Origin of the sequence: Pseudomonas sp. RIT623 (genome assembly GCF_004519305.1) — a bacterium.
GTDB lineage: Bacteria > Pseudomonadota > Gammaproteobacteria > Pseudomonadales > Pseudomonadaceae > Aquipseudomonas.
In genome coordinates, this window is sequence record NZ_SOZA01000038.1 from 1 (window position 1) to 26,202 (window position 26,202).

The following is a 26,202-nucleotide window of genomic DNA, read 5'->3' on the forward strand; positions in this document are numbered from 1 at the left end:
AGATTCGTGGGGGCGTGTGTTGGCCTGTTCGCCGGCAAGCCGGCTCCTACAGGGTCTGTGCCTCATCGCGGGGCCCTGTAGGAGCCGGCTTGCCGGCGAACAGGCCGGTACTGGCGCTATCAGCCCAGCCTCCGGATCGCTGATGCCCGCTGATAGAGGAATCTCCCATATCCCCGCAGCTTGAGGTACAATTCCCGGCTATTTTTCGGCGGGCGTCCGGCTCGCAGCCTTTTCGAGTGTTGACCCGTGAGTGATTTGAGTCATATCCGCAATTTCTCCATCATCGCCCACATCGACCATGGCAAGTCGACGCTGGCCGACCGTTTCATCCAGATGTGCGGTGGCCTGTCGGCGCGCGAAATGGAAGCCCAGGTCCTCGACTCCATGGACCTGGAGCGCGAACGCGGCATCACCATCAAGGCCCACAGCGTCACGCTCAACTACAAGGCGCAGGACGGCAAGGTCTACCAGCTGAACTTCATCGACACCCCCGGCCACGTCGACTTCACCTACGAAGTCTCGCGTTCGCTGGCGGCCTGTGAAGGCGCGCTGCTGGTGGTCGACGCAGGTCAAGGCGTCGAGGCCCAGTCCGTGGCCAACTGCTACACCGCCATCGAGCAGGGCCTGGAAGTCATGCCGGTGCTGAACAAGATGGACCTGCCCCAGGCCGACCCGGACCGCGTCAAGGACGAGATCGAGAAGATCATCGGCATCGACGCCACCGACGCCGTGGCCTGCAGCGCCAAGAGCGGCATGGGCGTGGACGAGGTGCTCGAGCGCCTGGTGCAGACCATTCCCGCGCCAGAGGGTGATATCGACGCGCCGCTGCAAGCGCTGATCATCGACTCCTGGTTCGACAACTACCTGGGCGTGGTCTCGCTGGTGCGCGTGCGCCACGGCCGTGTCAAGAAAGGCGACAAGATCCTGGTCAAGTCCACCGGCAAGGTGCACCTGGTCGACAGCGTCGGTGTGTTCACCCCGAAACACACCCAGACCGCCGACCTCAAGGCCGGTGAAGTAGGCTTCATCATCGCCAGCATCAAGGACATTCACGGCGCGCCGGTGGGCGACACCCTGACGCTGTCGAACACCCCGGAAGTCGAAGTGCTGCCGGGCTTCAAGAAGATCCAGCCGCAGGTCTACGCCGGCCTGTTCCCGGTCAGCTCCGACGATTTCGAGGACTTCCGCGATGCCCTGCAGAAGCTGACCCTGAACGATTCGTCGCTGCAATACATGCCGGAAAGCTCCGACGCCCTGGGCTTCGGCTTCCGTTGCGGTTTCCTCGGCATGCTGCACATGGAGATCATCCAGGAGCGCCTGGAGCGCGAATACGACCTGGACCTGATCACCACCGCGCCAAGCGTGATCTACGAGCTCGAGCTCAAGACCGGCGAAACCATCGTCGTCGACAACCCATCGAAGCTGCCGGACGTCTCGTCCGTCACCGACTTCCGCGAGCCGATCGTCACCGCGACCATCCTGGTGCCGCAGGAGCACCTGGGTAACGTCATCACCCTGTGCATCGAGAAGCGTGGCGTGCAGCGCGACATGCAGTTCCTCGGCAGCCAGGTGCAGGTGCGTTACGACATGCCGATGAACGAGGTGGTGCTGGACTTCTTCGACCGTCTCAAATCCACCAGCCGCGGTTACGCGTCGCTGGACTATCATTTCGACCGCTACCAGTCGGCCAACCTGGTCAAGCTGGACGTGTTGATCAACGGCGACAAGGTCGATGCCCTGGCCCTGATCGTGCACCGCGACAACGCCGCCTACAAAGGCCGTGCGTTGACCGAAAAGATGAAGGAACTGATCCCTCGGCAGATGTTCGACGTGGCGATCCAGGCAGCCATTGGCGGCCAGATCATCGCGCGGACGACTGTCAAGGCGCTCAGAAAGAACGTACTGGCCAAGTGCTACGGTGGTGACGTCAGCCGTAAGAAGAAACTGCTGGAGAAGCAGAAGGCCGGTAAGAAACGCATGAAGCAGGTAGGTAACGTGGAGATTCCACAGGAAGCCTTCCTCGCCGTGCTCAGGTTGGATAGCTAGGTCCTATGTCGCTAAATTTCCCGCTGTTGCTCGTCATCGCCGTTGCCGTCTGCGGTCTGTTGGGTCTGCTCGACCTGCTGTTCCTGGCCCCGCGCCGGCGGGCGGCGATCGCCAACTACCAGGGCAGCGTCAGCCAGCCCGAACTGGCCGTGGTCGAACGCCTGAACAAGGAGCCCTTGCTGGTTGAATACGGCAAGTCGTTCTTCCCGGTGCTGTTCATCGTGCTGGTGCTGCGCTCGTTCCTGGTGGAGCCGTTCCAGATCCCGTCGGGTTCGATGAAGCCGACGCTGGAAGTGGGCGACTTCATCCTGGTGAACAAGTTCTCCTACGGCATCCGCTTGCCGGTGATCGACAAGAAGGTCATCGAGGTCGGCGATCCGCAGCGCGGCGATGTGATGGTGTTCCGCTACCCCAGCGACCCGAACGTCAACTACATCAAGCGTGTGGTTGGCTTGCCGGGCGACGTGATCCGCTACACCAGCGACAAGCGCCTGTACGTCAACGGCCAGGCGATTGCCGAGCAGTTGGTCGGCAGCGAACCGGGCACGCTGGGCAGCGCCGAGCTGTACAAGGAGAAACTCGGTGAGGCCGAGCACCTGATCCGCAAGGAAATGACCCGCTACCGCATGCCGCCGGACCAGCAATGGACCGTGCCGGTTGGTCACTACTTCATGATGGGTGACAACCGCGACAACTCCAACGACAGCCGTTTCTGGGATGATCCGAACATTCCCAAGGAACTGCACGGCATGGTTCCGGACCGCAATATCGTCGGCAAGGCTTTCGCGGTCTGGATGAGCTGGCCGGAGCCGAAACTCAGCCACTTCCCGAACCTGTCGCGGGTCGGGCTGATCCATTGAGTAACGACGGCGCTGTCCACGGACGGCGCCGCTTGCATTTATGACATAGGCTGTGTTCTCAGGGAGCGAGGGCTTTCGCCGTTGCCGGCGCAGGACCACAGTCAAACCGTCTTTCAGGATGTTGATTTGAACAACGCGTTGAACATTGCCGGGGTGGCCCCATGAGTGCTTCCCTCGATCGCCTGGAGCGCAAGCTCGGCTACACATTCAAGAACCAGGACCAGATGCTGCTGGCCCTGACCCATCGCAGCTATGCCGGGCGCAATAACGAGCGCCTGGAGTTCCTCGGCGATGCGATCCTCAATTTCGTGGTCGGCGAGGCGCTGTTCGAGCGCTTCCCGCAGGCCCGTGAAGGCCAGTTGTCGCGCCTGCGCGCGCGTCTGGTCAAGGGTGAGACCCTGGCCCGCCTGGCCCGTGGCTTCGATTTGGGCGAGTACCTGCGCCTTGGCTCGGGCGAGCTCAAGAGCGGTGGTTTCCGTCGCGAGTCGATCCTTGCCGACGCCCTCGAGGCGCTGATCGGTGCGATCTACCAGGACGCCGACATGCAGACCGCCCGCGAGCGCATCCTCGCCTGGCTGACCGACGAGTTCGACGGTCTCACGCTCGTCGACACCAACAAAGACCCCAAGACCCGCCTGCAGGAATTCCTGCAGTCGCGTGCCTGCGACCTGCCGCGCTACGAAGTGGTGGATATCCAGGGCGAACCGCACTGCCGGACCTTCTTCGTCGAATGCGAAGTGGTGCTGCTGAACAAGAAAAGCCGTGGGCAGGGCGTCAGCCGGCGTATCGCCGAGCAGGTCGCCGCCGCCGCCGCATTGATCGCCCTGGGCGTGGAGAATGGCAATGACTGAGAACACTTCGACCCGCTGCGGCTATGTCGCCATCGTCGGTCGCCCCAACGTGGGCAAGTCCACGCTGCTCAACCACATCCTCGGGCAGAAGCTGGCGATCACCTCGCGCAAGCCGCAGACCACTCGCCACAACATGCTCGGCATCAAGACCGAGGGTGACGTGCAGGCGATCTACGTCGACACCCCCGGCATGCACAAGGCCAACGACAAGGCCCTGAACCGCTACATGAACCGTAACGCCTCGGCGGCCCTGAAGGACGTCGACGTGGTCATTTTCGTGGTCGACCGTACCAAATGGACCGACGAGGACCAGTTGGTGCTCGAGCGTGTGCAGTACGTGACCGGCCCGCTGATCATCGCGGTGAACAAGACCGACCGCATGGAAGAGAAAGCCGAGCTGATCCCTCATCTGCAATGGCTGCAGGAACAACTGCCGAACGCCGAAGTGATGCCGATCTCCGCGCAGCAGGGGCATAACCTCGAAGCGCTGGAGGCCCAGATCGCCAAGCACCTGCCGGAAAACGAGCACTTCTTCCCGGAAGACCAGATCACCGACCGCAGCAGCCGTTTCCTCGCCGCCGAGCTGGTGCGCGAGAAGATCATGCGTCAGCTCGGTGCCGAGCTGCCGTACCAGATCACCGTGGAGATCGAGGAGTTCAAGCAGCAGGGTCATGTGCTGCACATCCATGCGCTGATCCTGGTCGAGCGTGACGGGCAGAAGAAGATCATCATTGGCGACAAGGGCGAGCGCATCAAGCGCATCGGTTCCGAGGCGCGCAAGGACATGGAAGTGCTGTTCGACTCCAAGGTCATGCTCAACCTGTGGGTGAAGGTCAAGGGCGGCTGGTCCGACGACGAACGCGCCCTGCGCTCGCTGGGTTACGGCGACCTGTAAGCCTGTCCCGAGCGAATCTGCTCTCCCTGTAGGAGCGGCCTTGTGTCGCGAAAAGGGCCGCGCAGCGGCCGCGAAATTTCAGCGTCGATACGCAGTTGCTGGGGCTGCCTTGCAGCCCTTTCGCGACACAAGGCCGCTCCTACAGGGCTTGCGACGCTTTCGGTCTGAGTGATACCCATGGACCAACCCACCCCCCGACCTGCCTACGTGCTGCACAGCCGCGCCTACAAGGAAACCAGCGCCCTGGTGGACTTCCTCACCCCCCAGGGGCGAGTGCGGGCGGTGCTGCGCCGGGCACGGGGCAAGGGTGGCAGCCTGGTGCGGCCGTTCGTGCCGCTGGAAGTCGAGCTGCGTGGGCGTGGCGAGTTGAAGAACGTCGGGCGCCTGGAAAGCATCGGTATCGCTGCCTGGCTGCACGGCGACGCGCTGTTCAGCGGCCTCTACCTCAACGAACTGCTGATGCGCCTGCTGCCCGCCGAGGCGCCGCATCCGGCGCTGTTCGAGCACTACACCCTGACTCTTCAGGCCCTGGCCGCCGGCCGGCCGCTGGAGCCGCTGCTGCGCTCGTTCGAATGGCGCCTGCTGGACGAGCTGGGCTATGCCTTCGCCCTGGATCACGATGCCAACGGCCTGCCGGTGGTTGGCGATGGCTTGTACCGCTTGCAGGTGGACGCAGGCCTTGAGCGCGTCGAGCTGTTCCAGCCCGGCCTGTTCAAAGGGGCCGAGCTGCTGGCCCTGGCCCAGGCCGAGTGGGAGGCACCCGGTGCCTTGCTTGCCGCCAAGCGCCTGATGCGCCAGGCCCTGGCGGTGCACCTGGGGCCTAAGCCACTGGTCAGTCGGGAACTGTTTCGCAAGCGCTGATCAGCACGTATGCTGTCGGCCTCAACCCTCAGGAGTGCCCCTTCGTGACTCACAGCAACCGCATGCTTCTCGGCGTCAACATCGACCACGTGGCGACCCTGCGCCAGGCCCGCGGTACCCGCTATCCGGACCCGGTCAAGGCCGCCCTGGACGCCGAGGAAGCGGGTGCCGACGGCATCACCGTGCACTTGCGCGAAGACCGTCGGCATATCCAGGAGCGCGACGTGCTGTTGCTCAAGGACGTGCTGCAGACCCGCATGAACTTCGAGATGGGCGTCACCGAAGAAATGATGGCGTTCGCCGAGAAGATTCGTCCGGCGCACATCTGCCTGGTGCCGGAAACCCGCCAGGAACTGACCACCGAAGGCGGCCTCGACGTCGCTGGCCAGGAGGCGCGGATCAAGGCAGCGGTCGAACGCCTGTCGCGCACCGGTGCCGAGGTGTCGCTGTTCATCGACGCCGACCAACGGCAGATCGAGGCCTCGCGCCGTGTTGGCGCTCCGGCCATCGAGTTGCACACTGGCCGTTACGCCGATGCCGAGACGCCGACCGAGGTTGCCGAGGAGCTCAAGCGCATCATTGATGGCGTGGCGTTTGGTGTTGGCCAGGGCCTGATCGTCAATGCCGGTCATGGCCTGCACTACCATAACGTCGAAGCCGTGGCGGCAATCAAGGGCATCAACGAGCTGAACATCGGCCATGCGCTGGTGGCCCACGCGCTGTTCGTCGGCTTCAAGGCCGCGGTGGCCGAGATGAAAGCGCTGATCGTCGCGGCCTCGCGTTAATCCAGTCGCGGGGCAAGCCCACTCCCACAAGCACAGGTTTGCGCCTTGTGGGTACGGGCTTGTCCCGCGATGCTGTCATTCGGCCTTGAAGATCAGGGTAAACCGCGTTGGCCCAGCGGCCTGGCTGCTCACCTCGACGCGTCCGCCATGCAACTGCATGATCGATTTCACGATCGCCAGCCCCAGCCCGGTTCCTCCCTCCAGCCTTGAGCGCCCGGCGCCTGCCCGGTAGAAGCGCTCGAACAGGTGGGGCAGGTGCGCCTCGCCGATTCCCGTACCCTGGTTCTCCACCCATACGGCCATCTCGTTGCCTTGTCGCTCGATGCCAACGGCCACCGGCTTGCCTTGCGCCCCATGGCGTATCGCGTTGCTCAGCAGGTTGGACAGGGCGCGCTGGAACATCAGCTTGTCGGCCAGCGCCGTGCCCCAGCCTTGCAGGTGCAGGGAGATCCCCTTGAGTTCGGCGCTGCAGGCGAACAGCTCACTGACCCGGGCCACCTCTTCGGCCAGCGTCACTGGCAGCAGTGCCACCTGGGTTTGTGGCTGGCTGACCTGGGCGAGGAACAGCATGTCGTTGATGATGCGGCTGAGCCGGGTCAGTTCCTCGACGCTGTCTTCCAGCGCCTCGCGGTACTTGTCGCCATCGCGCTCGCGGGCCAGGGTGACCTGGGCCTTGCCCATCAGGTTGCCGATCGGCGTGCGCAGTTCATGGGCCAGGTCATCGGAAAACTGCGACAGCTGGCGCACGCCTTGGTCGAGGCGGTCGAGCATCACGTTGATGGCCCGGGCCAGCTCGGCCAGCTCCGCCGGCAGGCCGCTGTCGGGCAGGCGGTGGGTGAGGTCGTGAGCCGAGACCTGCCCGGCGATCCGGCGAAAATGGCGCAGGGGCCGCAAGCCGCGTTGCACCAGCTTCCAGGCGGCGATGCCGATCAGCAGCAGCAACAGCGGCAGGGCCAGCAGCGTCGAGTGCAGGTAGGCCTGCAACAGGCTGTTGTCGTCGCTGCGATTGAGCGACATCAGCACCTTGACCGGGGTGTCGTCGCGCAGGCGCATCAGGCGGCTGGCGGTGAGGATCTGGTTGTCGTCGCCGTCGCGCCAGGCGTGAAAGGTCAGCCGGCTGTCGGCGTCCAGGGCCAGCAGGTGCTGCGACTGCAACGCCGGGCCCAGGCTGAGCAAGGCCGGGTGGCGACCGCTGACCGCCAGCACGCTGAGGCTGAGGTTGTCATGGCCCATGACCAGGTCGAGCAACGGGTGGGCGCGGGCGCCGAGGTCGTCGCTGCGCAGGTCGACCCGCAGGTTGTGCTCGACCTGTTGCATCTTGCGCGCCAGGTCCTTGCGCGCGCGGCTGTCCAGCTCGTGGTCGAGGGCGAACACCGCTAGGGTGGCGAGCAGCAGCACCAGCGTCGCGCCCATCAAGGTGACGGTCAGGCCCAGGCGCAGCGACAGGCTCGCGCGTTTCACACGCGGGCCTCGAGCACATAGCCGACACCGCGCAGTGTGTGGATCAGCTTGTCCTCGAACGGGTCGTCGATCTTCGCCCGCAGGCGGCGGATCGACACTTCCACCACGTTGGTGTCGCAGTCGAAATTCATGTCCCACACCAGCGAGATGATCTGCGTGCGTGACAACACCTCGCCGTTCTGGCGCATCAGCAGGTGCAGCAGGGCGAACTCCTTGGCGGTCAGGTCGATGCGCTGGCCGCCGCGCCAGGCGCGGTGGCGGCCAGGATCGAGCTCGAGGTCGGCGACTTTCAGCGTGCTGGGTTGCAGGCGTTGGTCGTTGCGCCTTAGCAGGCTGCGGATACGCGCCAGTAGCTCGGGGAACTCGAACGGCTTGAGCAGGTAATCGTCGGCGCCCAGGTCCAGGCCCTTGACCCGGTCGGCCAGGCGGCCGTGGGCGGTGAGCATCATGATCCGCGTGGAGGACTCGGCGCGCAGGCGTTGCAGCACGCCCCAGCCGTCCAGCTCGGGCAGGTTGACGTCGAGGATCACCAGGTCATAGGCCTGCTGGCGGGCCAGGTGCAGGCCGTCGGTGCCGGTCTGGGCGCAGTCGACCACATAGCCGTTCTCGCGCAGGCCTTGCTGCAGGTAGTCGGCGGTGCGGGGTTCGTCCTCGATGATCAGTAGGCGCATGCTCGGGCTCGGTTCGATGAAAGGGGGCGATTCTCGACCCTGTAGTGACATCAGGGTCAAGCGCTGAGGATGTTACTGGATGCGAATGGGCAAGCGGCGGGGATTGCGTATTTGTAATGTGGGGGTCATCTGGGTGACAGGCCCGCCGCGTTCGCCAGCCAGGCTGGCTCCTGCTATCGGCGGCAACACTGTAGGAGCCAGCCTGGCTGGCGAATGCGCCTGACCTTGCAGCACTGTAATGTCTGGCTCACGTTGCTGTTAGCTGCGCCTTGGCATGCTGGCCCTGTCGATACGGTTATCACGAGGCAAGCACGATGAACCTGACCAAGTACCTGCTGTTGGCGATTCTCGCCCTGGGCAGCACCAGCGTTTTCGCCGAGGGTGGCGCCGAGCGCTCCAAGCAGTTCTGGCAAGCGTTCCGCGATGATCAGGCGCGCCTGCATGGCGACAAGCAGCAAGCGCTGGCCGAGCGCGAGCGCAAGTCCGAAGAGAAGGCCCGCGAGCTGGCCAAGGATTGAGTCACACCCCTGCGCCGCGACAGCTCCACGGCGCAGGTGGCTTCAGGCGCCCCAGCGGGCGCCTTTTTTTATTTGCGTGCCAGCAGCGTGGCGCGGCGCGGGGCCGGCAGGCCTTCGATGGTCTTGGCGTGGTCGGCCGGATCGAGGAAATCGCCCAGCGACTGGTAGCGCATCCACTCGGTGCTGCGTTGTTCCTCGACGCTGGTGACACTGACATCGACGCAGCGCACATCGCTGAAGCCGGCGCGGCGCAACCAGCGTGCCAGCGCCGGCACCGAGGGCAGGAACCACACATTGCGCATCTGTGCGTAGCGGTCTTCGGGTACCAGCACCTGGTTTTCGTCGCCCTCGATCACCAGGGTTTCCAGTACCAGTTCGCCACCCTTGACCAGGCAGTCCTTGAGCGCCAGCAAATGCTCGATGGGCGAGCGGCGGTGGTAGAACACGCCCATGGAGAACACGGTGTCGAAACCTTCGAGGTTGGCCGGCAGCTCTTCGAGGGCGAACGGCAGGTGCCACGCGGGCAAATCCGGCAGGTACTGCTGCACCGCCTGGAACTGGCAGAAGAACAACCAGTTGGGGTCGACGCCGATGACCATGTCGGCGCCGGCACCGAGCATGCGCCACTGGTAGTAGCCATTGCCGCAGCCAACGTCGAGCACGCGCTTGCCCTTGAGGTCCAGGTGCGGGGCGACCCGCGACCATTTCCAATCCGAGCGCCATTCGGTATCGACATGCACGCCGAACAGCTCAAACGGGCCCTTGCGCCAGGGCGACAAGCCCATCAGTGCCTGGCGCATCTGCGCCCGGGTGGCGTCGTCGCAGGGGCAGTCCAGGCGCAGGCCGTCGACCAGGTCGACTTCGCTGGGCGTCAGCCGCGGCAAGGCGTCGAGGGCGCCGCGCCAGCGATCGAGGTCGCCATGGCCCTTTTCCAGCTTGGCTTCGAGTTGCGCCTGCAGGCCCTGGGACCAGGTGGCAAGGGGGGTGCCCGCCAGGCGGCGGACGAGGGGAGACAAATCGATCATGGCAGGGCTATCAGCGAGGCGAAGTTGAGGCATTGGAACCAGGGCACGACCTTGGAGTAGCCGGCGGCGCGCAGGCGCGCTTCATGGGTTTGCAGGGTGTCGGGTTTCATTACGTTCTCGATGGCGCTGCGCTTCTGGGCAATTTCCAGTTCGCTGTAGCCATTGGCACGCTTGAAGTCCAGGTGCAGTTCGTTGAGCAGTTCCTGCTCCTGGGCGTCGGTGAAGCGCAGTTTTTCCGAGAGAATCAACGCGCCGCCCGGCAAAAGTGCCTGGCGGATGCGGCCAAGCAGTTCCAGGCGCTGCTCGGGGGCAACGAACTGCAGGGTGAAGTTCATCGCCACCACCGAGGCCGGCTCGAAGGGCAGGGCGAGAATATCGGCCTCCAGCACCTGCACCGGCAGCAGTTCCTGGAACATCGAGTCCTGGGCGGTGAGGTACTGGCGGCAGCGCTCGACCATGGCCGCGGAGTTGTCCACCGCGATTACTTGGCAACCGTCCGTACGCACATGGCGGCGCAGCGCCTGGGTCACCGCGCCCAGCGAGGCGCCGAGGTCGTACAGTGCCGAGCCCGGCTGGGCGAAGCGCGCGGCCAGCACGCCGAGGTTCTCGACGATGGTCGGGTAACCGGGTACCGAGCGCTTGATCATGTCCGGGAACACCTGCACCACGTCTTCGTTGAAGACGAAGTCGGGCACCTGCTCCAGGGGTTGGGCGAATAGGCGGTCGGGTTGTTTGCTCACGGTGGGTCCAGGCGGCTGGCAATCTACAGGGGCGGCATTCTAGCCAAACCACGGCAAGCTTGCATGACTGGCTGACCGATGCCGTTCGCTCAGTTGACCCGAATGGCGCAATCGAAGGTCTGTACCGGACGTACTTCCGGCGCCCAGGGCTGCTGGTAGACCAGGATCAGGTGGCCCTCACCGGCGCTCTTGGCCTGGAAGCGCCAGCTGGACAGGCCGCCGCTGCCGACGATGCCGGCTTGCTCCGGCGAGCTGTATAGCTCGGGGCCAAGGCTGCGCAGGATCTCCGAAGCCGGGTTCTGCACCAGCCAGCGGTAGCCGGTGGTGGGGTTGCTGGGCAGGGTGAGGGTCATGGTCTGGCCGACGACCAGGTGCTTGGGGCACTCGCTTTCGCCGTCCAGTTCGACAGTGCGTTGCGGTTGCTGGGTGCAGGCGGCGAGCAGGGCCAGGGCGGCGGGAACGAGCAGGCGAGGGAGGGACATGTTGGCTCCTGAAGCTGGAATGGCCTGAGGATAACCGAAGCCGGTGAAAGTTTGTGATGGCAGTGGTGGCGCCCTATTGCCACGCGCGATTCCTGCAGGAGCGGCCTTGTGTCGCGAAAGGGGTGCGAAGCGCCCCCAGGATCTCTGGCTCACTGCTAGATAGCCGGGGCCGCTTTGCGGCCCTTTCGCGACACAAGGCCGCTCCTACAGGGAGATGTGCAAACCCTCAGGCGCATCCGGCAGGGCGATCAGAACAGCACTTTCGCCACGTCGGCGAAGCGTTTGGCAAAATGCACGCTCAGCCCTTCCTTCAGGTAGTCGGGCAGCTCTTCGAAATCGCCACGGTTGGCCTCCGGCAGGATCAGTTCGAAGATCTTTTGCCGCCGCGCGGCGATCACCTTCTCGCGCACCCCGCCGATCGGCAGTACCTGACCGGTCAGGGTCAGCTCACCGGTCATGGCCACGCCTTTCTTCGGTGCCTGGTCACGGGCCAGGGACAACAGGGCGCTGGCCATGGTCACCCCGGCGCTGGGGCCATCCTTGGGCGTGGCGCCCTCGGGCACATGCAGATGGATGAACGCCTCGTTGAAGTAGCCGGGCGTGCCACCGAACTGCTTGAGGTTCGAGCTGATGTAGCTGTAGGCGATCTCTGCCGATTCCTTCATCACGTCACCCAACTGCCCGGTGAGCTTGAGGCCGCGGTTCAGGCTATGGATGTGCGTGGCCTCGATCGGCAGGGTGGCGCCGCCCATGCTGGTCCAGGCAAGGCCGGTGATCACGCCCTTGCCGGCCAGCACTTGCTCGCTGCGGAACACCGGCATGCCCAGGGCGGGCTCGAGGTCCTTGGCGGCGATCTTGAGCTTGGCCTGTGGGTCTTCCAGCAGCTTGACCACCGATTTGCGTACCAGCTTGCCCAGCTGTTTTTCCAGCTGGCGTACGCCAGCCTCGCGGGCATAGCCCTCGATTACCGCGCGCAGGGCTGCGTCGTTGATGCTCAGGCTGGTCTTGGCCACGCCGGCCTTGTCCAGTTGCTTGGGCCACAGGTGGCGTTTGGCGATGGCCAGCTTCTCTTCGGTGATATAGCCGGACAGGCGGATCACCTCCATGCGGTCGAGCAACGGGCCTGGGATCGAGTCGAGGGTGTTGGCGGTGCAGACGAACAAGACCTTGGACAGGTCCAGGCGCAGGTCCAGGTAGTGGTCGAGGAAGTCGACGTTCTGTTCGGGGTCAAGGGTTTCCAGCAACGCCGAAGCCGGATCGCCCTGGTAGCTCTGGCCCATCTTGTCGATCTCGTCGAGCATGATCACCGGGTTCATCACCTCGACCTCCTTCAGCGCCTGCACCAGCTTGCCTGGCTGGGCGCCGATGTAGGTGCGGCGGTGGCCCTTGATCTCGGCCTCGTCGCGCATACCGCCGACACTGAAGCGGTAGAACGGCCGGCCAAGGGATTCGGCGATGGACTTGCCGATGCTGGTCTTGCCCACCCCGGGCGGGCCCACCAGCAGCACGATGGAGCCGCTGATCTCGCCCTTCCAGGCGCCGACGGCGAGAAACTCGAGGATGCGTTCCTTGATGTCGTCGAGCCCGGCGTGGTGGCGGTCGAGCACCTTGCGCGCGTGCTTGAGGTCGAGCTTGTCCTTGCCGTACACGCCCCAGGGCAGGGCGGTGGCCCATTCGAGGTAATTGCGGGTAACGGCGTACTCGGGCGAGCCGGTCTCGAGGATCGCCAGCTTGGCCATTTCTTCGTCGATGCGCTTTTGCGCCTGCTCGGGCAGGGTCTTGCCTTGCAGACGCTGCTCGAACTGCTCCAGGTCGGCGCTGCGGTCGTCCTTGGTCAGGCCGAGTTCCTGCTGGATGACCTTGAGCTGCTCCTTGAGGAAGAACTCGCGCTGATGTTCGCCAATTTGCCGGTTAACTTCCGCGGAAATCTCGTTCTGCAAGCGAGCGACCTCGACCTCCTTGCGCAGCATCGGCAGCACCTTCTCCATGCGCTTGAGCATGGGCACGCAGTCGAGCACTTCCTGCAACTGGTTGCCGGTGGCCGAGGTGAGCGCGGCGGCGAAGTCGGTGAGCGGCGACGGGTCGTTGGGGCTGAAGCGGTTGAGGTAGTTCTTCAACTCTTCGCTGTACAGCGGGTTGAGCGGCAGCAGCTCCTTGATCGCGTTGATCAGGGCCATGCCGTAGGCCTTCACCTCGTCGGTGGGCTCGGCGGGCTGGCGCGGGTACTCGACTTCGACCAGGTAGGGCGGCCGGTGGTGCTTGAGCCAGGTGCGGATGCGTACCCGGGTCAGGCCCTGGGCGACGAACTGCAGCTTGCCGCCTTCGCGGCTGGCATGGTGCACCTTCACCAGGGTGCCGTACTCGGGCAGGGACTGGGTGTCGAAGTGACGGTGGTCTTCGGCCGGGGTGTCCATGAAGAACAGCGCCAGGGAATGGTGCGGGGTCTTGGCGACGAGGTCGAGGGTTTCGGCCCAGGGTTCTTCGTTGACGATCACCGGCAGTACTTGCGCGGGGAAGAACGGGCGGTTGTGGATCGGGATCACGTAGACCTTGTCCGGCAGTTGCTGGCCGGGCAGGGCGAGGTGGTGGCCGGGCTCGGCCGCTGGATCGAGGTGTTCGACTTCGCTGTGTTCGTCGGGGTGTTCCGGGAAATCCTGCTGGTCGCTCATGGGGCACCTGCGTGAATGGCTATGGTGCTTAGATGGGGCGGGGGGGATTGGGTTTCAAGCTGCAAGCTGCAAGCTTCAAGCTGCAAGAAAAAAGCGAGGCCTTGCAGACCTCGCTTTCTCTTGCAGCTTGTGGCTTAAAACTTACTCAGCCAATTTGTAAGCGATGATGTAGTCGCCCATCTTGGTGCCCAGCGAGCCATGGCCGCCGGCGGTCACCAGCACGTACTGCTTGCCATCCTTGCCGCTGTAGCTCATCGGCGTGGCTTGGCCACCCGCTGGCAGGCGTGCTTTCCATAGCTCCTTGCCGTTGTTGGTGTCGTAGGCGCGCAGGTACTGGTCCAGGGTGCCGCTGAGGAAGCCCACGCCACCGGCGGTGACGATCGAGCCGCCCATGCTCGGCACGCCCACCGGCATGCCGATCGGCACCGGGGTGCTGTCACGGGTGGTGCCGTTCTTGTGCTTCCACACCACCTTGTTGGTGAACAGGTCGATGGCCGCCACATAGCCCCAGGCTGGCGCCTGGCACGGGATGCCGATTGGCGACATGAACGGGTGCATGGTCACCGCGTACGGCGCGCCGGTATTTGGCTGCACGCCGCTGGTCTCGCTTTCGCGCTTGCTGCCTTCGGCGACCTGCTCACGCGGGATCATCTTCGATACGAAGGCCATGTAGTTCGGCGAGGTGAACAGCAGCTGACGCACCGGGTCGACCGACACGCTGCCCCAGTTGAACACGCCAACGTTGCCCGGGTAGACCAGGCTGCCCTGTTCGGACGGCGGGGTGTACTGGCCTTCGTAGCGCAGGCTGCGGAACTGGATGCGGCAGAGCATCTGGTCGAACGGCGTGGCGCCCCACATGGCCTGTTCGGTCAGCTCGGGGCCGAGCAGGTTGAGGTCGGAACGAGCCTGGGTCGGCGCGGTGTGGTCACCCTTGACGGCGCCCTGCGGAACCGGGATCTCGCGAATCGGCACGATCGGCGTGCCGTCGCGGCGGTCGAGCACGTACAGGCTGCCCTGCTTGGTCGGCACGATGACCGCCGGCTTGACGCCGTCGTCGGTCTTCAGGTGGACCAGGGTCGGCTGGCTGCCGACGTCCATGTCCCACAGGTCGTGGTGGGTGAACTGGTAGTTCCAGCGTGCCTTGCCGGTGGCCAGGTCCAGGGCGACAATGCCGGCGCTGTACTTCTCGGCACCCGGGGTGCGGTCGGCGCCCCACTGGTCGGGGGTCTGGTTGCCCAGCGGCAGGTAGATCATGCCGAGGTCTTCGTCAACGCTGGCGATCGACCACATGTTGGCTGAGTTGCGGCTGTACTGTTTGCCGTCGGCCAGGGGCTTGGTGTCGTCCGGGTTGTTGCTGTCCCAGTTCCACACCAGGTGGCCGTCGTGCACGTCGTAGGCGCGGATCACACCCGACGGCTCGTTGGTCGACTCGTTGTCGGTGACGTGGCCGCCGATGATCACCAGGTCACGGGTGATCGCCGCCGGCGAGGTGGAATAGTAGCCACCGGCGGTGAATGGGCCGATGCCGCGGGTCAGGTCGATCACGCCTTGGTTGGCGAAACCTTCGCAGACCTTGCCGGTGTCGGCGTTGATCGCGATCAGGCGGGCATCGGCGGTGGGCAGGTAGAGGCGGCGTGGGCAAGCCTGGGCCACTGCCTGGCCGGCGTCGGTGATCTTCGGTGCGGGGCGGCCGTCGCGGCTGACGTAATTGTTCTCGTCATAGTACGAGACGCCGCGGCAGGTCATGTGGGCGAAGCCCTTGAAGGTGCCTACCGGGCTCTTGACCTGCGGGTCGAAGCGCCAGATCTCGGCGCCGGTGTCCGGGTCCAGGGCCAGTACCTTGCTGTGGGCGGTGCAGGCGTAGAGCATGCCGTTGACCTTCAGCGGGGTGTTCTGGTTGGTCAGTTCCACCGGGTCGTTTTCGGTCGGCAAGTCACCGGTGCGGATGCGCCAGGCTTCTTCCAGGCGGTAGGCGTTCTGCGGGGTGATCTGGCGCAGCGGCGAGTAGCGGTCACCGTGCTCGGTGCGCCCATAGGCCTGCCATTCGCCGTCGGGCATCGACGGCGCGGCGCTGGCCATCTCGCTGCTGTCGCGGCCCAGCTCGCCGAACACTTCGCCCGGGTGGGTGAACTGGCTGCCCACGGCGCTGGCGCCAGAGGCGACCACGGCGACGCTGAGCAGCGCGGTATTGATCTTCGCGGCCGGACCGACCAGTGGGCGACGCGCCCACGGCAGCAGCAGGACCACGCCGATGGCGAACCAGATGGCCAGGCGTGGCACCAGTTGCCACCAGTCCAGGCCGACTTCCAGCAGCGCCCAGACCGTGCTGCCCAGCAGCACCAGGCCGTACAGGCCCAGGGCGATGCGGCGCATGGCCAGCAGCAGGATGCCGGACAGGGCGAAGCCGATACCGGCGATCAGGTAGTAAAGCGAACCACCCAGCTGGCTCAGCTTGATGCCGCCGGCCAGCAAGGCCAGGCCCATCAGTAGCAGCAACACGCCCATCAGGCGCGGTAGCCAGCGGGTTCCATTCTTGGCACCGTCAGTGCTCATCGTCTGTTCTCCGTCGTATGGAAGGGTTGGGTTAGAAACTGCTCTGGATCTTCAGGCCGCCGATCAATGCATCGTCGACCCGCGACACCCCGCCTGGATGGCGGATGTACTGCAGGTTCGGGCGCACGGTGAGCCAGTCGGCCAGGTGGATGCCGTAGTAGAGTTCGGCGCTGTATTCGGTGTCCTGCACCGGCAGGTAGCCGGGATTGTCGTAGTCGTCCAGCTGGGCGACCTGATTGTGCAGGCGGGCGTTTTTGCGATAGCCAGGGTTGACGTGCACGCGGGCCAGGGCGAAACCGATGTCGTCCTTGGCGCGGGCGTCGAAGGGCCCCTTGTAAACCAAACCGGCCTGAACATAGTTGTCGATGGCATTGGTCTTCTTGTCGTGCACCGTGGCATTGGCGAACAGGCTCAGGCCGCGCGACTGGTCGGAGGCCTGCGCAGTCACCTGCTGCTGGGCGCCGAACCACATGCCGTGCTTGCTGGAGCTGCTGCGGTAGGCGGCGCCACTGATGGCGGCCGGCTGGCCGTTGCTGTCCTTGAGAACATCTTGTGCCTTGGCATTACTGTAGTAGTAGCCGGCGCGATATTCCCCTTTCAGGTCATTGATCCGTGGGCTCCATACCAGTTCCACCGGCATCACCGCGCCCCGGGTGCCGCTGCCGCTGAGCTTGAAGCCGTTGCCGCTCTCCAGGTTGGAGGGGTTCTGCTCGAATACGCCGACCTGGGCATAGAGCTGCTCGTTGAGGTTGTAGCGCACGCGCAGGGCCCATTGGCTGACCGGCCAGTTGTACCAGATGCCACCGACCCAGTTGCCTACCTGCGAACCGCAGAACGCCAGGTTCTGGAAGTCGCAGGGGAAGCTGTTGAAGTCCTCGCCTTCGCCGAAACGGCCGAATTTCACGTCCAGCGCGCCGTCGAAGTATTTCTGCTTGATCCACATCTGGGTCAGCCGCCACGTCTCACCACGGCCCCAGACTTCCTGGGCCGAGGTGAAGCCGCCAACCCGCGGGTCGTTGATGCGGTCGTTGCTGATGTTGTCGCCGTGGCGCTCGGTGACGGTGAGCTGGAACTCGGTGTCGTGCCAGCCGAGGATCTTCTGCAGGTCCATGTTCACGCCGAAGGTGAACTGGTCGCTGTAGCGTGCGGCGCGGTCGTGGCTGTAGCCGCCGTGCAGATTGCTGCCCATCTCGCCGGTGTAGCCGAGGGTGAAATCGTAGCCTTTTTCCAGCAGTTCGCTGCGGGTGCCTCCCCAGTCGCCGAACATCCACGGCGAGTCCTTGGCGAACATCTCGTGGGCGCTGGTGGTGGGGGCAAGGCCGCCGAGCAGGGTGGCGAGGGCGAGGCCGGTGTATCGGGTATTGGGCAGTTGCAACATGAGATAGCGCTATCTTTTGATTGTTGAGTTAACGGCAAGCGCAACGAGGTGTGGGGCCCCGAAGTAAAATGGCTGCGAAGGATGGAGAGTGAAGCGATTCAGCTTGCGGCGGGGAGGATATAGGGGAAGTTGTAAGAAAAAAAGACAAAATGTCGCAGGGGATTGTTGCTGATGAGGTAACAGTCATGTAGTCAATCGCGCAGCAAGCCCGCTCCCACAGCCTGTAGGAGCCGGCTTGCCGGCGAAAGGACCGCGACTATCAGAAGCTGGTACGCAGCCCCACCTGCACACTGCGCCCCGGCGCCGGGGCGATATCGCGCAGGATCGAGCTGGCATAGCGCACCGTCTGGTCGGTGAGGTTCTCGCCGCGCACGAACGCCAGCCACTCGCTGTGGCCGATGTCGAAGCGGTAGCCGACGCTCGCCCCCAGGGTGGTGTAGCCATCGGTGCTGGTCTCGTTGGCCGGCTTGCGGTGCTGCGCGGCGGCATGCTGCACGTCGACCCGCGCCTGCCAGCGGTCCAGCGTCCACACCAGGCCGCTGTTCAGGCGTAGCGGGGCGATGCGCGGCAGCGGTTCGCCGCTGTCGAGGTTCTTGGCCCGGGTGTAGTCGCCGGACAGCTCCAGGGCAAAGCTGCCGTAGCGGTTCTCCAGCAACTGCCAGCGGTCCTGTGCCTCGATGCCATAGAAACGTGCGCGCACGCCCTGGTAGGCGTACTCGGGGATGTCGCCGTGCTCATGGTCGTGCTCATGGTCATGATCGTGATCATCATGGCCGTGGTCGTGACCCTCGCGCAGGTTACCGGTGCCGATCAGGCCGATGTAATTGCGAAAGTGGCTGTAGAACACGCCGACACTGCCCTTGTGCGTGCCGTTGTCGAAGCGCAGGGCCAGGTCGGTGGAAATGGCTTTTTCCTTGTTCAGGTTCGGGTCGCCGATCTCATAGGCGCCGGTGGCCACGTGGGCGCCGTTGGCGTACAGCTCGTAGAAGGTCGGGGCGCGCTCGGTGTAGCCGAGGTTGGCGGCCAGCGACCATACCGGGTCGAGCTGGTAGACGGCACCGGACGACAGGCTGAAAGCGTTGAAGCTACTGGCGCTGTCGGCGCCGACGAAGGTGGCGTTGCCCTTGGCGTCGGGGTCGACACGGGTGTGCTCCAGGCGTGCGCCCAGGCTCAGGTTCAGGCGCTCTGTGGCCTGCCATTGCTCGAGCAGGAACAGCGCCAGGCTGTCGGTGTCGGTGTGCGGGACGAAGGCTTCCTCGCCCAGGGCGGAAAACTCGTTGCGGCTGACCTGGGCGCCGATCACCCCTTCCACTGGCCCCAGCGGCTGGTGACGGGCCTCGATACGCGCTTCGTAGCCCTTGTTCTTGAAGGTGGTGTGCACTTCGCCGCTTTCGATCTCACGGTGCTGGTAATCGGTATAGCCGGCATCGACCTTGACCGAGCTGAACGGGCCGTCGAGGTCGCGCAGTTCCGAGGCGAAGCCATAGTGATCCTGCTGCATGTCCAGGCGCACGCCGGGTTCGGCCACCGAGCCGTAGTTGCTGTCGTAGCGGCTGTAGGACAGCCCGGCATAACCGTGATCCCAGTGGTAAGCGCCGCCGATGGCGCCGCCGTCCTGGCGGCCGTCGCTGTTTTCCAGGCGGTGCTTGCGGCCAGGTTCGTCGGCATCGCGCACCTTCGCGCTGCGCGCATAGCCGGGGATGCGCAGGTCGTTGAACTGGCGGCTGTTGGCGTCCAGGTGCAGGGCGAAGGCGCCATTGCCGGCTTCCAGCTTGCCGGCGCTGCTACGGGTGGTGTCGGCGCCGCCGTAGCGCAGTTCGCCAGCGCCGTGGATCCCCTCGATGGGTGAGTCGGGGATGCGGTTGTCGAAGGTGTTGACCACACCGCCAATGGCATTGCCGCCATACAGCAGGGCGGCTGGACCCCGAACGATCTCGACCCGCTCGACGGTGACCGGGTCCAGCGGCACCGCATGGTCATAGGACAGCGACGAGGCGTCCAGGGCGCCGACGCCATTGCGCAGGATACGGATGCGATCGCCGTCCAGGCCGCGAATCACCGGGCGGCTGGCGCCGGGGCCGAACCAGGTGGAGGCGACGCCGGGTTGCTTGTTGAGGGTTTCACCGAGGCTGCCTTGCTGTTGCTGCAGCAGGGCATCGCCCTCGAGCACGGTACTGGGCGCGGCCAGTTGGGCGTTGCCCAGGGGGTTGGCGGTGATTACCTGGGGTTGCAGTTCGACCGCCTGGCTGGCGGGTGAGGCCAGCCACAGCGCAACGGCGAGGGGCGAGAGGTGGAGCGGCATGTGACGCATGGGGAAGTGGCGTTCCTTGGCAGAAATGTTAATGGTTACTTTATAACATTTCATCACAAGCTGTTTGGTGCTGGCCAGTACTTTGTGGCCTGCATAGCTGTCTGTAGGAGCGCAGTTGTACAGGCCGCAGATGCCACTACCCCACTACACTCGTGTAAGGTGCGCACCTTCCCGAACCTGGAGCATTGGCATGAGCACGGCCCAACACAACGCGCTGCACGGCAAGACCCTCGAGCAGATCCTCACCGAGCTGGTGGCGCACTATCAGTGGCAGGGCTTGGCCGAGCGCATCGATATCCGTTGCTTCAAGAGCGATCCGACCATCAAGTCGAGCCTGACTTTTCTGCGCAAAACCCCATGGGCCAGGGAAAAGGTCGAGCAGCTGTACGTGAAGCTGCAGCGCAAAGGCTGATGCCGCGCCAGCCCTGGTTGACCCTCGCCGCGGTCCTTGGCTGGGTGGGGTTGGCGATTCAGCTGTACCTGGTGCTGCTGGCGCGCTGGCAGGAACAGGCCAGCCTGATCGGCGGGCTGGTCAACCTGTTCTGCTTTTTCACGGTGCTGACCAATACCCTGGTGGCGACGGTGCTGAGCCAGGCCGCGTTTGGCCGTGAATCGGCGGCGCGGCGCTGGTTTCTATCCCCAGCGATCAGTGGTTGCGTCACCGCCAGCATCGTCTTGGTCGCCCTGGCCTACAGCTTGCTGCTGCGCCACCTGTGGCAGCCCCAGGGCTGGCAATGGCTGGCGGACGAACTGCTGCATGATGTGATGCCGGTGCTGTTCGTCGTGTATTGGTGGCGCATGGTGCCCAAGGGGCAACTGCGGCTCTGGCACCTGGCGGCCTGGGCATGGTACCCGGCGTTGTACTTCGCCTTCTTGCTGCTGCGCGGGCATGAGATCGGGGTGTATCCCTACCCGTTCGTGGATGTGGCGCGGTTGGGCTATGGACAGGTGATGGTGAACGCGCTGGCGGTGTTGGCGGGGTTCTGGGGCATCGCAACGGTGTTGCTGGGCGTGGACCGCTGGCTGGGACGCCGGCGGGCGTAGGCGCCGGCTGGCGAACACCGGCATGGCCGGTGCCAGGCACCGCGTTGCCTGGTTCGCCAGCAAGGCTGGCTCCTACGCCGTGTGCGAGCTGTAGGCGCCAGCCTTGCCGGCGCGCGGAGCATGGCCGCAGGGCGATCACTCGTCGTCAGCGGTACCGTCGGCACGCCAGTAGGCGACCGCTTTCAATGCATCTTCCTGGATGCCTTTCTCCAGCAGCAATGCCTTGGCCTGGCGGGTAAGGCCTTTTTCCAGCGCTACCCAGCCATACAGGCGGCCTTGGGGCAGTGCCAGGTGCTTGACCTTATCCAACACATCTTCCTGGTCCCGGCGTACCCAGATCACCTCGACTTGCGCCTTGCTCGGCAACGGTTGGCGTTCCTGTTCGTCCTCAATCTGGATCACCGCCAGCACCTGGCGACCCGCCGGCAGTTCCTCGAGGCGCCGGGCAATGGCCGGAATTGCGGTTTCGTCGCCAATCAGCAGGTAGCTGTCGAAGATATCCGGTACCACCATCGAGGCCCGCGGGCCGGCGATGTCCAGGGTCTGGCCGGGCGTGGCCTGGGCCGCCCAGGTGGACGCGGGGCCGTCGCCATGCAGCACGAAGTCGATGTCCAGCTCGTTGTTCGCCAGGTCGATGCGCCGTGGCGTGTATTCGCGCATGGTCGGCCGGGCACCGCCGTCGCGGCCCAGGTTGCGGGCCTCGATGGCTTTTTGCTCTTGCTCGTTACGGGCGAACAGCACTTTGACATGGTCGTCGCTGCCGACGCTGGTGAAGCCCGTCAGCTCCGCGCCGCCGAGGGTGATACGGCGCATGCGCGGGGTGATGTCGGTGACCCGCAGCACGTCGAGGCGGCGCTGGCGGATCTCGTGGTTGACGCGGTGGATAGTGTCGCTCATGGGGTGTCTTCCTTAACAGGTGCGGCCGGCCCGGAGGCGATGGCCTTGGCGGTGTCGTTGAGCAGGGTGCGTACCCGCTCGATTTCGTCGGGCGTCCAGCGCCCGTTGTGCATGTGCAGGGCGTGGCGCAGGTTGCCGACGGCCTCATGGATTTGCGCCGGCCGGTCGTGGCCGCGCAGGGCGCGCTTGCTCACTTCCAGGCGCATGCGCACACCTTCCAGCGCCGTCGCCTGTTCGGTCAGCGCGGCACGGCCGGTGTCTGTGATGGTGTAGAGGCGCTTGCTGCCCTGGGTGGCGCCGGTGATCTGCTCGGCTTCCTCGAGGTAGCTCAGGGTCGGGTAGATAACACCGGGGCTGGGGCTGTAGCTACCGTCGAAGAGGCTTTCGATCTGGCGAATCAGGTCGTAGCCGTGACCGGGCTGCTCGGCGAGCATCGCCAGCATCAGCAGTCTCAGGTCGCCTGGGGCGAATACCCGCGGGCCGCGTTCGCCACGGCTGTGCTCGCGCTCGCCACGTCCGTGGCGGCGTGCGTGAAAATCATGGGAGGCATGGTCGCGCATGGTGCAGGGCTCCTGGTGGTGAGATATATCGCAAGATATTACTCAAGATATATCTCAATACAAGCCCTTAAATAAGAGTTATTACTATCTAATTAATCGATCGATTGCCGTCGTCACGGCTGCATGGCCACCTCTGGCGCCTTGCAGGCATTAGGGTTGCCCGGTTCCAGGTAGGGCATGAGGATCGGGGCCATGCCCTTGAGCACCTGTACCGGCAGAGCCGAGGTGAACTTGAAGGCCTCGGCCGAACGCCCCGGGACGAACGCCGTCAGGGTGCCGAAATGGTTGTCGCCCAGGAAGAACACGAAAGTGGCGGTGCGGTTCAGCGAGCGTGAACCGATCAGCCGGCCGCCGGCGCCGAAGCTTTCGATGCGGTTGTCGCCGGTACCGGTCTTGCCGCCCATCACCAGCGGGGTGCCGTCGTGCAGCTTGAAGCTGCCGGAGATACGCCGCGCGGTGCCAGCATCGACCACCTGCGACATGGCGCCCTTGAGAGCCCGCGCCACTTCCACGGGAAGGATCCGCTGGCCGCGGTCAGGGTCGCTGATCAATTGGGTCTCGTAGGGCGTGCCCTGGGCGAAGTGCAAGGTGTCGATGCGCAGGGTCGGCAGGCGCACACCGTCGTTCTGGATGATCCCCACCAGTTCGGAAAGGGCGGCGGGGCGGTCGCCGGAGCTGCCAATGGCGGTGGCCAGCGATGGCACCAGGTGGTCGAACGGGTAGCCGACGCGTTTCCAGCGCTGGTGGATGTCGGTGAAGGCCTCGATCTCGACCATGGTGCGAATACGGCTGTCGCGGGCGCCCTGGTGGCGGCTCTTGAACAGCCAGCCGTAGACCTCCTGGCGCTCGAAACGGCTGGCGTTGAGGGTGTCCTTGAGCGAGGCACCGGGGTTCTTCAGCAAGTAGCCGAGCATCCACAGGTCCAACGGGTGGACCTTGGCGATGTAGCCCTGGTCGGGCAGGTCGTACTTGCCGGGGCCATAGGCGTCGTACATCTCCACCAGGCGGCCGTCGGTGAGCTTGGCCGCGGCCAGCTTGTCGCCCTTGCTGTGGGCGCGGACGAAGGCGTTGAAGGTTTCCTGGCTGGCCTCGGGGAACAGGTAGCGGTGTACCGCGGCCAGGCGCTGCGGGGTCACCCGCAGGCTGTCGAGGAAGGTGTCCAGGCGTTGCTGGGAGGTCTTGCGCTGGTATTTCTTCCAGAACCGCATCATGTAGTTGGTGCCTTCGCGGTCGGCGAAGCGCGCCAGGTATTCCTGGCGGCGCGGGTCGTTGTCGTCCTTGAGCAGTGGTTCGCGGTTGAACGGCTGCTGGTAGGTGACATAGCGCACGATGTCGCGCATCAGGCGGATGAACGGCAGGTTGATCGATTCGCGCAGGGCATCCTTGAGGGTCGGGTTGCGGCCGTTGTCTTCCTTGCGAAAGTTGTTGAATACATGCATGCCGCCGCCGGTGAAGAAGGCCTCGCCGGTGTTGGCCGAGTACTTGCGCTCCAGCGCCGCGTCGAGCATGGCATCCAGGCTCTGGTTCTTGCCGTTGAGGCTCAGCCACTCCAGCGACCACTGGGTGATGCGGTCGAGTTCGGCTACCGGCACCTTCTTCAGCTCGGCGGCGGGTTTGCCTGCGTACTTGTCATGCAGCTCGGCGACAATCTCCAGGTAGGTGGTGAGCACCCGCAGCTTGGCGGTGGAGCCCAGCTCCAGCTTGCTGCCTTCGTTGATGTCGAAGGGCTGGTTGGTGCTGTCGGTCTGCACCCGCACGCGCGAACCGTCGCCGGTACGTTCGAACAAGGTGAAGCTGTAGCTCACCTGGTCGGTGGTCTTGGCGGTGAGCAGGCGTTCGCCGATCAGGCCTATCTGCGCGGCGAACTCGGGGTCGGCGAGGTTCTTCAGGTACTGGCTGACCTGCACCTGCAGGTCGGCCTGCAGGGTACTGGTGGCCGATAAATCGAGGCGGTCGAGGTCGTACAGCGGGCGGTTTAGCATGGCCGCCAGGCGGTTGCGGGCCAGGCTGATGCCTTTGTTGGTGATGATCGGCACGATGGTCGGCTGCGCCACCCAGTCGCGATACACCGCCTTGCTGGCGAGGGCGGCGTCGGCCAGCGGCTGGTCGACGATGGCGTTGGCCGCCAGCACGCGGATGTGCGCGTCGGTGAGCTCGGCCAGCTCCAGGCGGCCCTTGGACAGGTAATGCGAAGGGCGGCGCTGGGCGATCATCAGCGACAGCACCTGGCGCAGGGCAAGGCCGCGTTCGGCCAGGCTCTTGTCATCGGTTGCGGTGCCATTGAGCGCCTGGTTGACCTGGTCGAAGTCGGCGCCGTACCACACCCGCAGCCCCTCGGCCATGCCATGCACCTCACCATGACCGGGCACCGCCGACAACGGCACGCTGTTGAGGTAGTCGCGCACGATGCGCTCGCGCGCCACGGTGGTGTCAGGGCCGCCCTGGTAGGCACGCACGCTGGCCGACAGCATCTGGCGGATCTTCTCGGCGCCGGAGACGGTCAGCCCATCCGGCGAGTGGCGGTACTTCTCCAATTGGGTGGCCAGGGTGCTGCCGCCGGCGGACTGGCCGGGCAGGGCCAGGTACTTGGCCACCTGGCTGTAGGCGGCCTTGGCGAAGCGCGGCCAGTCCACCGCCGGGTTGTTCTGTGGGTCCTTCGGGTCGAGCAGTTCGCGGTTCTCGATGAACAGCAGGCTGTTGACCATCACCGGCGGAATTGCCGCGAAGTTCGGGTACAGGTGCTGCGGGTAGTTGTACTGGTACAGCATGTCGCCGCGGCAGTCGGTGATCGACAGGCCAGCCTGGATCTTCTCGATGTAGGGCACGAACAGGCCGTGCTCGACATAGTTCATCAGCGCCGGGGAGAAGCGGACCTGCTGGTTGATCAGGTAATCGCGCTTGAGCAGCCGCGGCAGGAACTCGCCCAGGGCGCTGTAGCCCAGGCGTTTGTCGAACGGGCCGTCGCCTGGGTAGACGATGGCATCGCTGGGGCCGGGCTCCAGGGCATAGGTGAGGGTGCTGGCCAGACGGCTGAACTCACGCGATTGCACCCGTGAGGTCTGGACCTCGTCATAGACGGCGAAGCCAACGGCGACGATGGCGACCACCAGGATCAACACAATCAGCCGCCACCACAGGCGACGCTGACGTGGGGTCTTGGGCAAGGGGGCTTCAGCCTGAGGTGCTTTGGGTGCTTCCGTTCTGGTTGGTTCCGATTGCCACAGTGCGCCCATAGTCTTGAGTCCGGCCAAGTGTTTTCGCGTTGCTTGTCTGAAGCTTAGACGTTGGCCGGGTTTGGTGAAAAAATTGTAGGAAGCTTCGAAGAGTTGCGTCTGAACATGCGCCTTTGGTGCGACTTCCATTCTTCGACAATGTTGCTAAGGTAGCTGCCCCATTCCTGTGCATGGGTGGAGCGAGGCCGAAATGCCCCTCCGTGGTAGGCCTTTTTGCCGAGCATTCTCGCCAAAATTCCTGCTTTATATAGTGAAAAGCCCTACAGGCGCCTTCCTATACTGCTCGACCCCTTTGTCCCGCTGGCGCCTCGTGCCCGGTGGACAGGTTGGCCCACAAGGCCGCCTGGCGTGACGACGCCCCG

21 protein-coding genes are annotated in these 26,202 nt (G+C 64.7%); 9 read left to right on the forward strand and 12 right to left on the reverse strand.

Annotated features, from left to right (window positions below; all coding sequences use genetic code 11):
- The first annotated feature begins 246 nt into the window (after positions 1–246).
- From lepA to pdxJ, 6 genes are all read left to right on the forward strand, one after another.
- A complete protein-coding gene (lepA, locus tag E3U47_RS20560) occupies positions 247–2,046 on the forward strand; it encodes a translation elongation factor 4 (RefSeq protein ID WP_134693446.1) in 1,800 nt (599 codons plus the stop codon).
- Between the two features lie 5 nt (positions 2,047–2,051).
- Positions 2,052–2,906, forward strand: a complete 855-nt coding sequence (gene lepB / locus E3U47_RS20565; RefSeq protein ID WP_134693447.1) for a signal peptidase I — start codon at positions 2,052–2,054, stop codon at positions 2,904–2,906.
- A gap of 161 nt (positions 2,907–3,067) precedes the next feature.
- Entirely contained in the window at positions 3,068–3,757 is a 690-nt protein-coding gene (gene rnc / locus E3U47_RS20570) for a ribonuclease III (protein ID WP_134693448.1), read from the forward strand.
- Positions 3,750–4,652, forward strand: a complete 903-nt coding sequence (gene era / locus E3U47_RS20575) for a GTPase Era (protein WP_028690122.1) — start codon at positions 3,750–3,752, stop codon at positions 4,650–4,652. The genes rnc and era overlap by 8 nt, the downstream gene beginning before the upstream one ends.
- 177 nt (positions 4,653–4,829) lie before the next feature.
- Positions 4,830–5,513, forward strand: a complete 684-nt coding sequence (gene recO / locus E3U47_RS20580) for a DNA repair protein RecO (protein ID WP_134693449.1) — start codon at positions 4,830–4,832, stop codon at positions 5,511–5,513.
- A 62-nt stretch (positions 5,514–5,575) separates the two neighbouring features.
- Positions 5,576–6,298: a pyridoxine 5'-phosphate synthase gene (gene pdxJ, locus E3U47_RS20585; protein ID WP_372239541.1), complete on the forward strand. Its 723-nt coding sequence runs from the start codon at positions 5,576–5,578 to the stop codon at positions 6,296–6,298.
- Positions 6,299–6,373: 75 nt separating this feature from the next.
- Here pdxJ and E3U47_RS20590 read toward each other — a convergent pair whose 3' ends face one another.
- Positions 6,374–7,759 (reverse strand): heavy metal sensor histidine kinase, encoded by a 1,386-nt coding sequence (locus tag E3U47_RS20590; protein WP_134693451.1) that lies wholly within the window; start codon positions 7,757–7,759, stop codon positions 6,374–6,376.
- Positions 7,756–8,430: a heavy metal response regulator transcription factor gene (locus E3U47_RS20595; protein ID WP_134693452.1), complete on the reverse strand. Its 675-nt coding sequence runs from the start codon at positions 8,428–8,430 to the stop codon at positions 7,756–7,758. Before E3U47_RS20595 ends, E3U47_RS20590 begins: the two co-directional genes overlap by 4 nt.
- Before the next feature lie 314 nt (positions 8,431–8,744).
- On the opposite strand from E3U47_RS20595, the gene E3U47_RS20600 reads away from it, so the two are divergent.
- Positions 8,745–8,948, forward strand: a complete 204-nt coding sequence (locus E3U47_RS20600; RefSeq protein WP_134693453.1) for a hypothetical protein — start codon at positions 8,745–8,747, stop codon at positions 8,946–8,948.
- A gap of 68 nt (positions 8,949–9,016) precedes the next feature.
- Here the strand turns inward: E3U47_RS20600 and cmoB are convergent, their stop codons facing one another.
- The 7 genes from cmoB to E3U47_RS20635 all read right to left on the reverse strand — a co-directional run bounded on the left by cmoB (position 9,017) and on the right by E3U47_RS20635 (position 20,106).
- The gene (cmoB, locus tag E3U47_RS20605; RefSeq protein WP_134693454.1) at positions 9,017–9,973 is read right to left on the reverse strand and encodes a tRNA 5-methoxyuridine(34)/uridine 5-oxyacetic acid(34) synthase CmoB; all 957 of its coding nucleotides are present in this window, start codon (positions 9,971–9,973) and stop codon (positions 9,017–9,019) included.
- Positions 9,970–10,713 (reverse strand): carboxy-S-adenosyl-L-methionine synthase CmoA, encoded by a 744-nt coding sequence (gene cmoA, locus E3U47_RS20610; RefSeq protein ID WP_134693455.1) that lies wholly within the window; start codon positions 10,711–10,713, stop codon positions 9,970–9,972. Before cmoA ends, cmoB begins: the two co-directional genes overlap by 4 nt.
- Positions 10,714–10,802: 89 nt before the next feature.
- On the reverse strand, positions 10,803–11,195 hold the full coding sequence (locus E3U47_RS20615) for a protease inhibitor I42 family protein (RefSeq protein WP_134693456.1): 393 nt from the start codon (positions 11,193–11,195) through the stop codon (positions 10,803–10,805).
- A gap of 248 nt (positions 11,196–11,443) precedes the next feature.
- Positions 11,444–13,864 carry an endopeptidase La gene (lon, locus tag E3U47_RS20620; RefSeq protein WP_134693457.1) on the reverse strand — a complete coding sequence of 807 codons (2,421 nt, stop codon included), beginning with the start codon at positions 13,862–13,864 and terminating at the stop codon, positions 11,444–11,446.
- Positions 13,865–14,005: 141 nt separating this feature from the next.
- Positions 14,006–16,417 carry a glucose/quinate/shikimate family membrane-bound PQQ-dependent dehydrogenase gene (locus E3U47_RS20625; RefSeq protein ID WP_134693458.1) on the reverse strand — a complete coding sequence of 804 codons (2,412 nt, stop codon included), beginning with the start codon at positions 16,415–16,417 and terminating at the stop codon, positions 14,006–14,008.
- Between the two features lie 31 nt (positions 16,418–16,448).
- Positions 16,449–17,795 carry a carbohydrate porin gene (locus E3U47_RS20630; RefSeq protein ID WP_134693459.1) on the reverse strand — a complete coding sequence of 449 codons (1,347 nt, stop codon included), beginning with the start codon at positions 17,793–17,795 and terminating at the stop codon, positions 16,449–16,451.
- A gap of 259 nt (positions 17,796–18,054) precedes the next feature.
- Complete coding sequence (locus tag E3U47_RS20635; RefSeq protein ID WP_134693460.1) at positions 18,055–20,106, reverse strand: TonB-dependent receptor; 2,052 nt, start codon at positions 20,104–20,106, stop codon at positions 18,055–18,057.
- Between the two features lie 190 nt (positions 20,107–20,296).
- Between E3U47_RS20635 and E3U47_RS20640 the strand changes: the two genes are divergently transcribed.
- On the forward strand, positions 20,297–20,518 hold the full coding sequence (locus E3U47_RS20640; protein ID WP_011532490.1) for a VF530 family DNA-binding protein: 222 nt from the start codon (positions 20,297–20,299) through the stop codon (positions 20,516–20,518).
- The gene (locus E3U47_RS20645) at positions 20,518–21,150 is read left to right on the forward strand and encodes a Pr6Pr family membrane protein (protein ID WP_134693461.1); all 633 of its coding nucleotides are present in this window, start codon (positions 20,518–20,520) and stop codon (positions 21,148–21,150) included. The genes E3U47_RS20640 and E3U47_RS20645 overlap by 1 nt, the downstream gene beginning before the upstream one ends.
- A 135-nt stretch (positions 21,151–21,285) precedes the next feature.
- On the opposite strand, the gene E3U47_RS20650 is transcribed toward E3U47_RS20645, so the two are convergent.
- From E3U47_RS20650 to E3U47_RS20660, 3 genes are all read right to left on the reverse strand, one after another.
- Positions 21,286–22,047 carry a siderophore-interacting protein gene (locus E3U47_RS20650; protein WP_134693462.1) on the reverse strand — a complete coding sequence of 254 codons (762 nt, stop codon included), beginning with the start codon at positions 22,045–22,047 and terminating at the stop codon, positions 21,286–21,288.
- Complete coding sequence (locus E3U47_RS20655; RefSeq protein WP_134693463.1) at positions 22,044–22,607, reverse strand: PadR family transcriptional regulator; 564 nt, start codon at positions 22,605–22,607, stop codon at positions 22,044–22,046. Before E3U47_RS20655 ends, E3U47_RS20650 begins: the two co-directional genes overlap by 4 nt.
- 113 nt (positions 22,608–22,720) lie before the next feature.
- A complete protein-coding gene (locus E3U47_RS20660; RefSeq protein ID WP_134693464.1) occupies positions 22,721–25,840 on the reverse strand; it encodes a transglycosylase domain-containing protein in 3,120 nt (1,039 codons plus the stop codon).
- Positions 25,841–26,202 lie beyond the last annotated feature (362 nt).

Coding starts and splice junctions, on each gene's coding strand:
- E3U47_RS20655 (WP_134693463.1), bottom strand. CDS start 22,607: ATGCGCGACCATGCCTCCCATGATTTTCACGCACGCCGCCACGGACGT.
- E3U47_RS20640 (WP_011532490.1), top strand. CDS start 20,297: ATGAGCACGGCCCAACACAACGCGCTGCACGGCAAGACCCTCGAGCAG.
- rnc (WP_134693448.1), top strand. CDS start 3,068: ATGAGTGCTTCCCTCGATCGCCTGGAGCGCAAGCTCGGCTACACATTC.
- E3U47_RS20630 (WP_134693459.1), bottom strand. CDS start 17,795: ATGTTGCAACTGCCCAATACCCGATACACCGGCCTCGCCCTCGCCACC.
- E3U47_RS20660 (WP_134693464.1), bottom strand. CDS start 25,840: ATGGGCGCACTGTGGCAATCGGAACCAACCAGAACGGAAGCACCCAAA.
- E3U47_RS20650 (WP_134693462.1), bottom strand. CDS start 22,047: ATGAGCGACACTATCCACCGCGTCAACCACGAGATCCGCCAGCGCCGC.
- lepB (WP_134693447.1), top strand. CDS start 2,052: ATGTCGCTAAATTTCCCGCTGTTGCTCGTCATCGCCGTTGCCGTCTGC.
- E3U47_RS20615 (WP_134693456.1), bottom strand. CDS start 11,195: ATGTCCCTCCCTCGCCTGCTCGTTCCCGCCGCCCTGGCCCTGCTCGCC.
- pdxJ (WP_372239541.1), top strand. CDS start 5,576: ATGCTTCTCGGCGTCAACATCGACCACGTGGCGACCCTGCGCCAGGCC.
- E3U47_RS20645 (WP_134693461.1), top strand. CDS start 20,518: ATGCCGCGCCAGCCCTGGTTGACCCTCGCCGCGGTCCTTGGCTGGGTG.
- lon (WP_134693457.1), bottom strand. CDS start 13,864: ATGAGCGACCAGCAGGATTTCCCGGAACACCCCGACGAACACAGCGAA.
- E3U47_RS20600 (WP_134693453.1), top strand. CDS start 8,745: ATGAACCTGACCAAGTACCTGCTGTTGGCGATTCTCGCCCTGGGCAGC.
- recO (WP_134693449.1), top strand. CDS start 4,830: ATGGACCAACCCACCCCCCGACCTGCCTACGTGCTGCACAGCCGCGCC.
- cmoB (WP_134693454.1), bottom strand. CDS start 9,973: ATGATCGATTTGTCTCCCCTCGTCCGCCGCCTGGCGGGCACCCCCCTT.
- E3U47_RS20595 (WP_134693452.1), bottom strand. CDS start 8,430: ATGCGCCTACTGATCATCGAGGACGAACCCCGCACCGCCGACTACCTG.
- E3U47_RS20625 (WP_134693458.1), bottom strand. CDS start 16,417: ATGAGCACTGACGGTGCCAAGAATGGAACCCGCTGGCTACCGCGCCTG.
- E3U47_RS20635 (WP_134693460.1), bottom strand. CDS start 20,106: ATGCGTCACATGCCGCTCCACCTCTCGCCCCTCGCCGTTGCGCTGTGG.
- era (WP_028690122.1), top strand. CDS start 3,750: ATGACTGAGAACACTTCGACCCGCTGCGGCTATGTCGCCATCGTCGGT.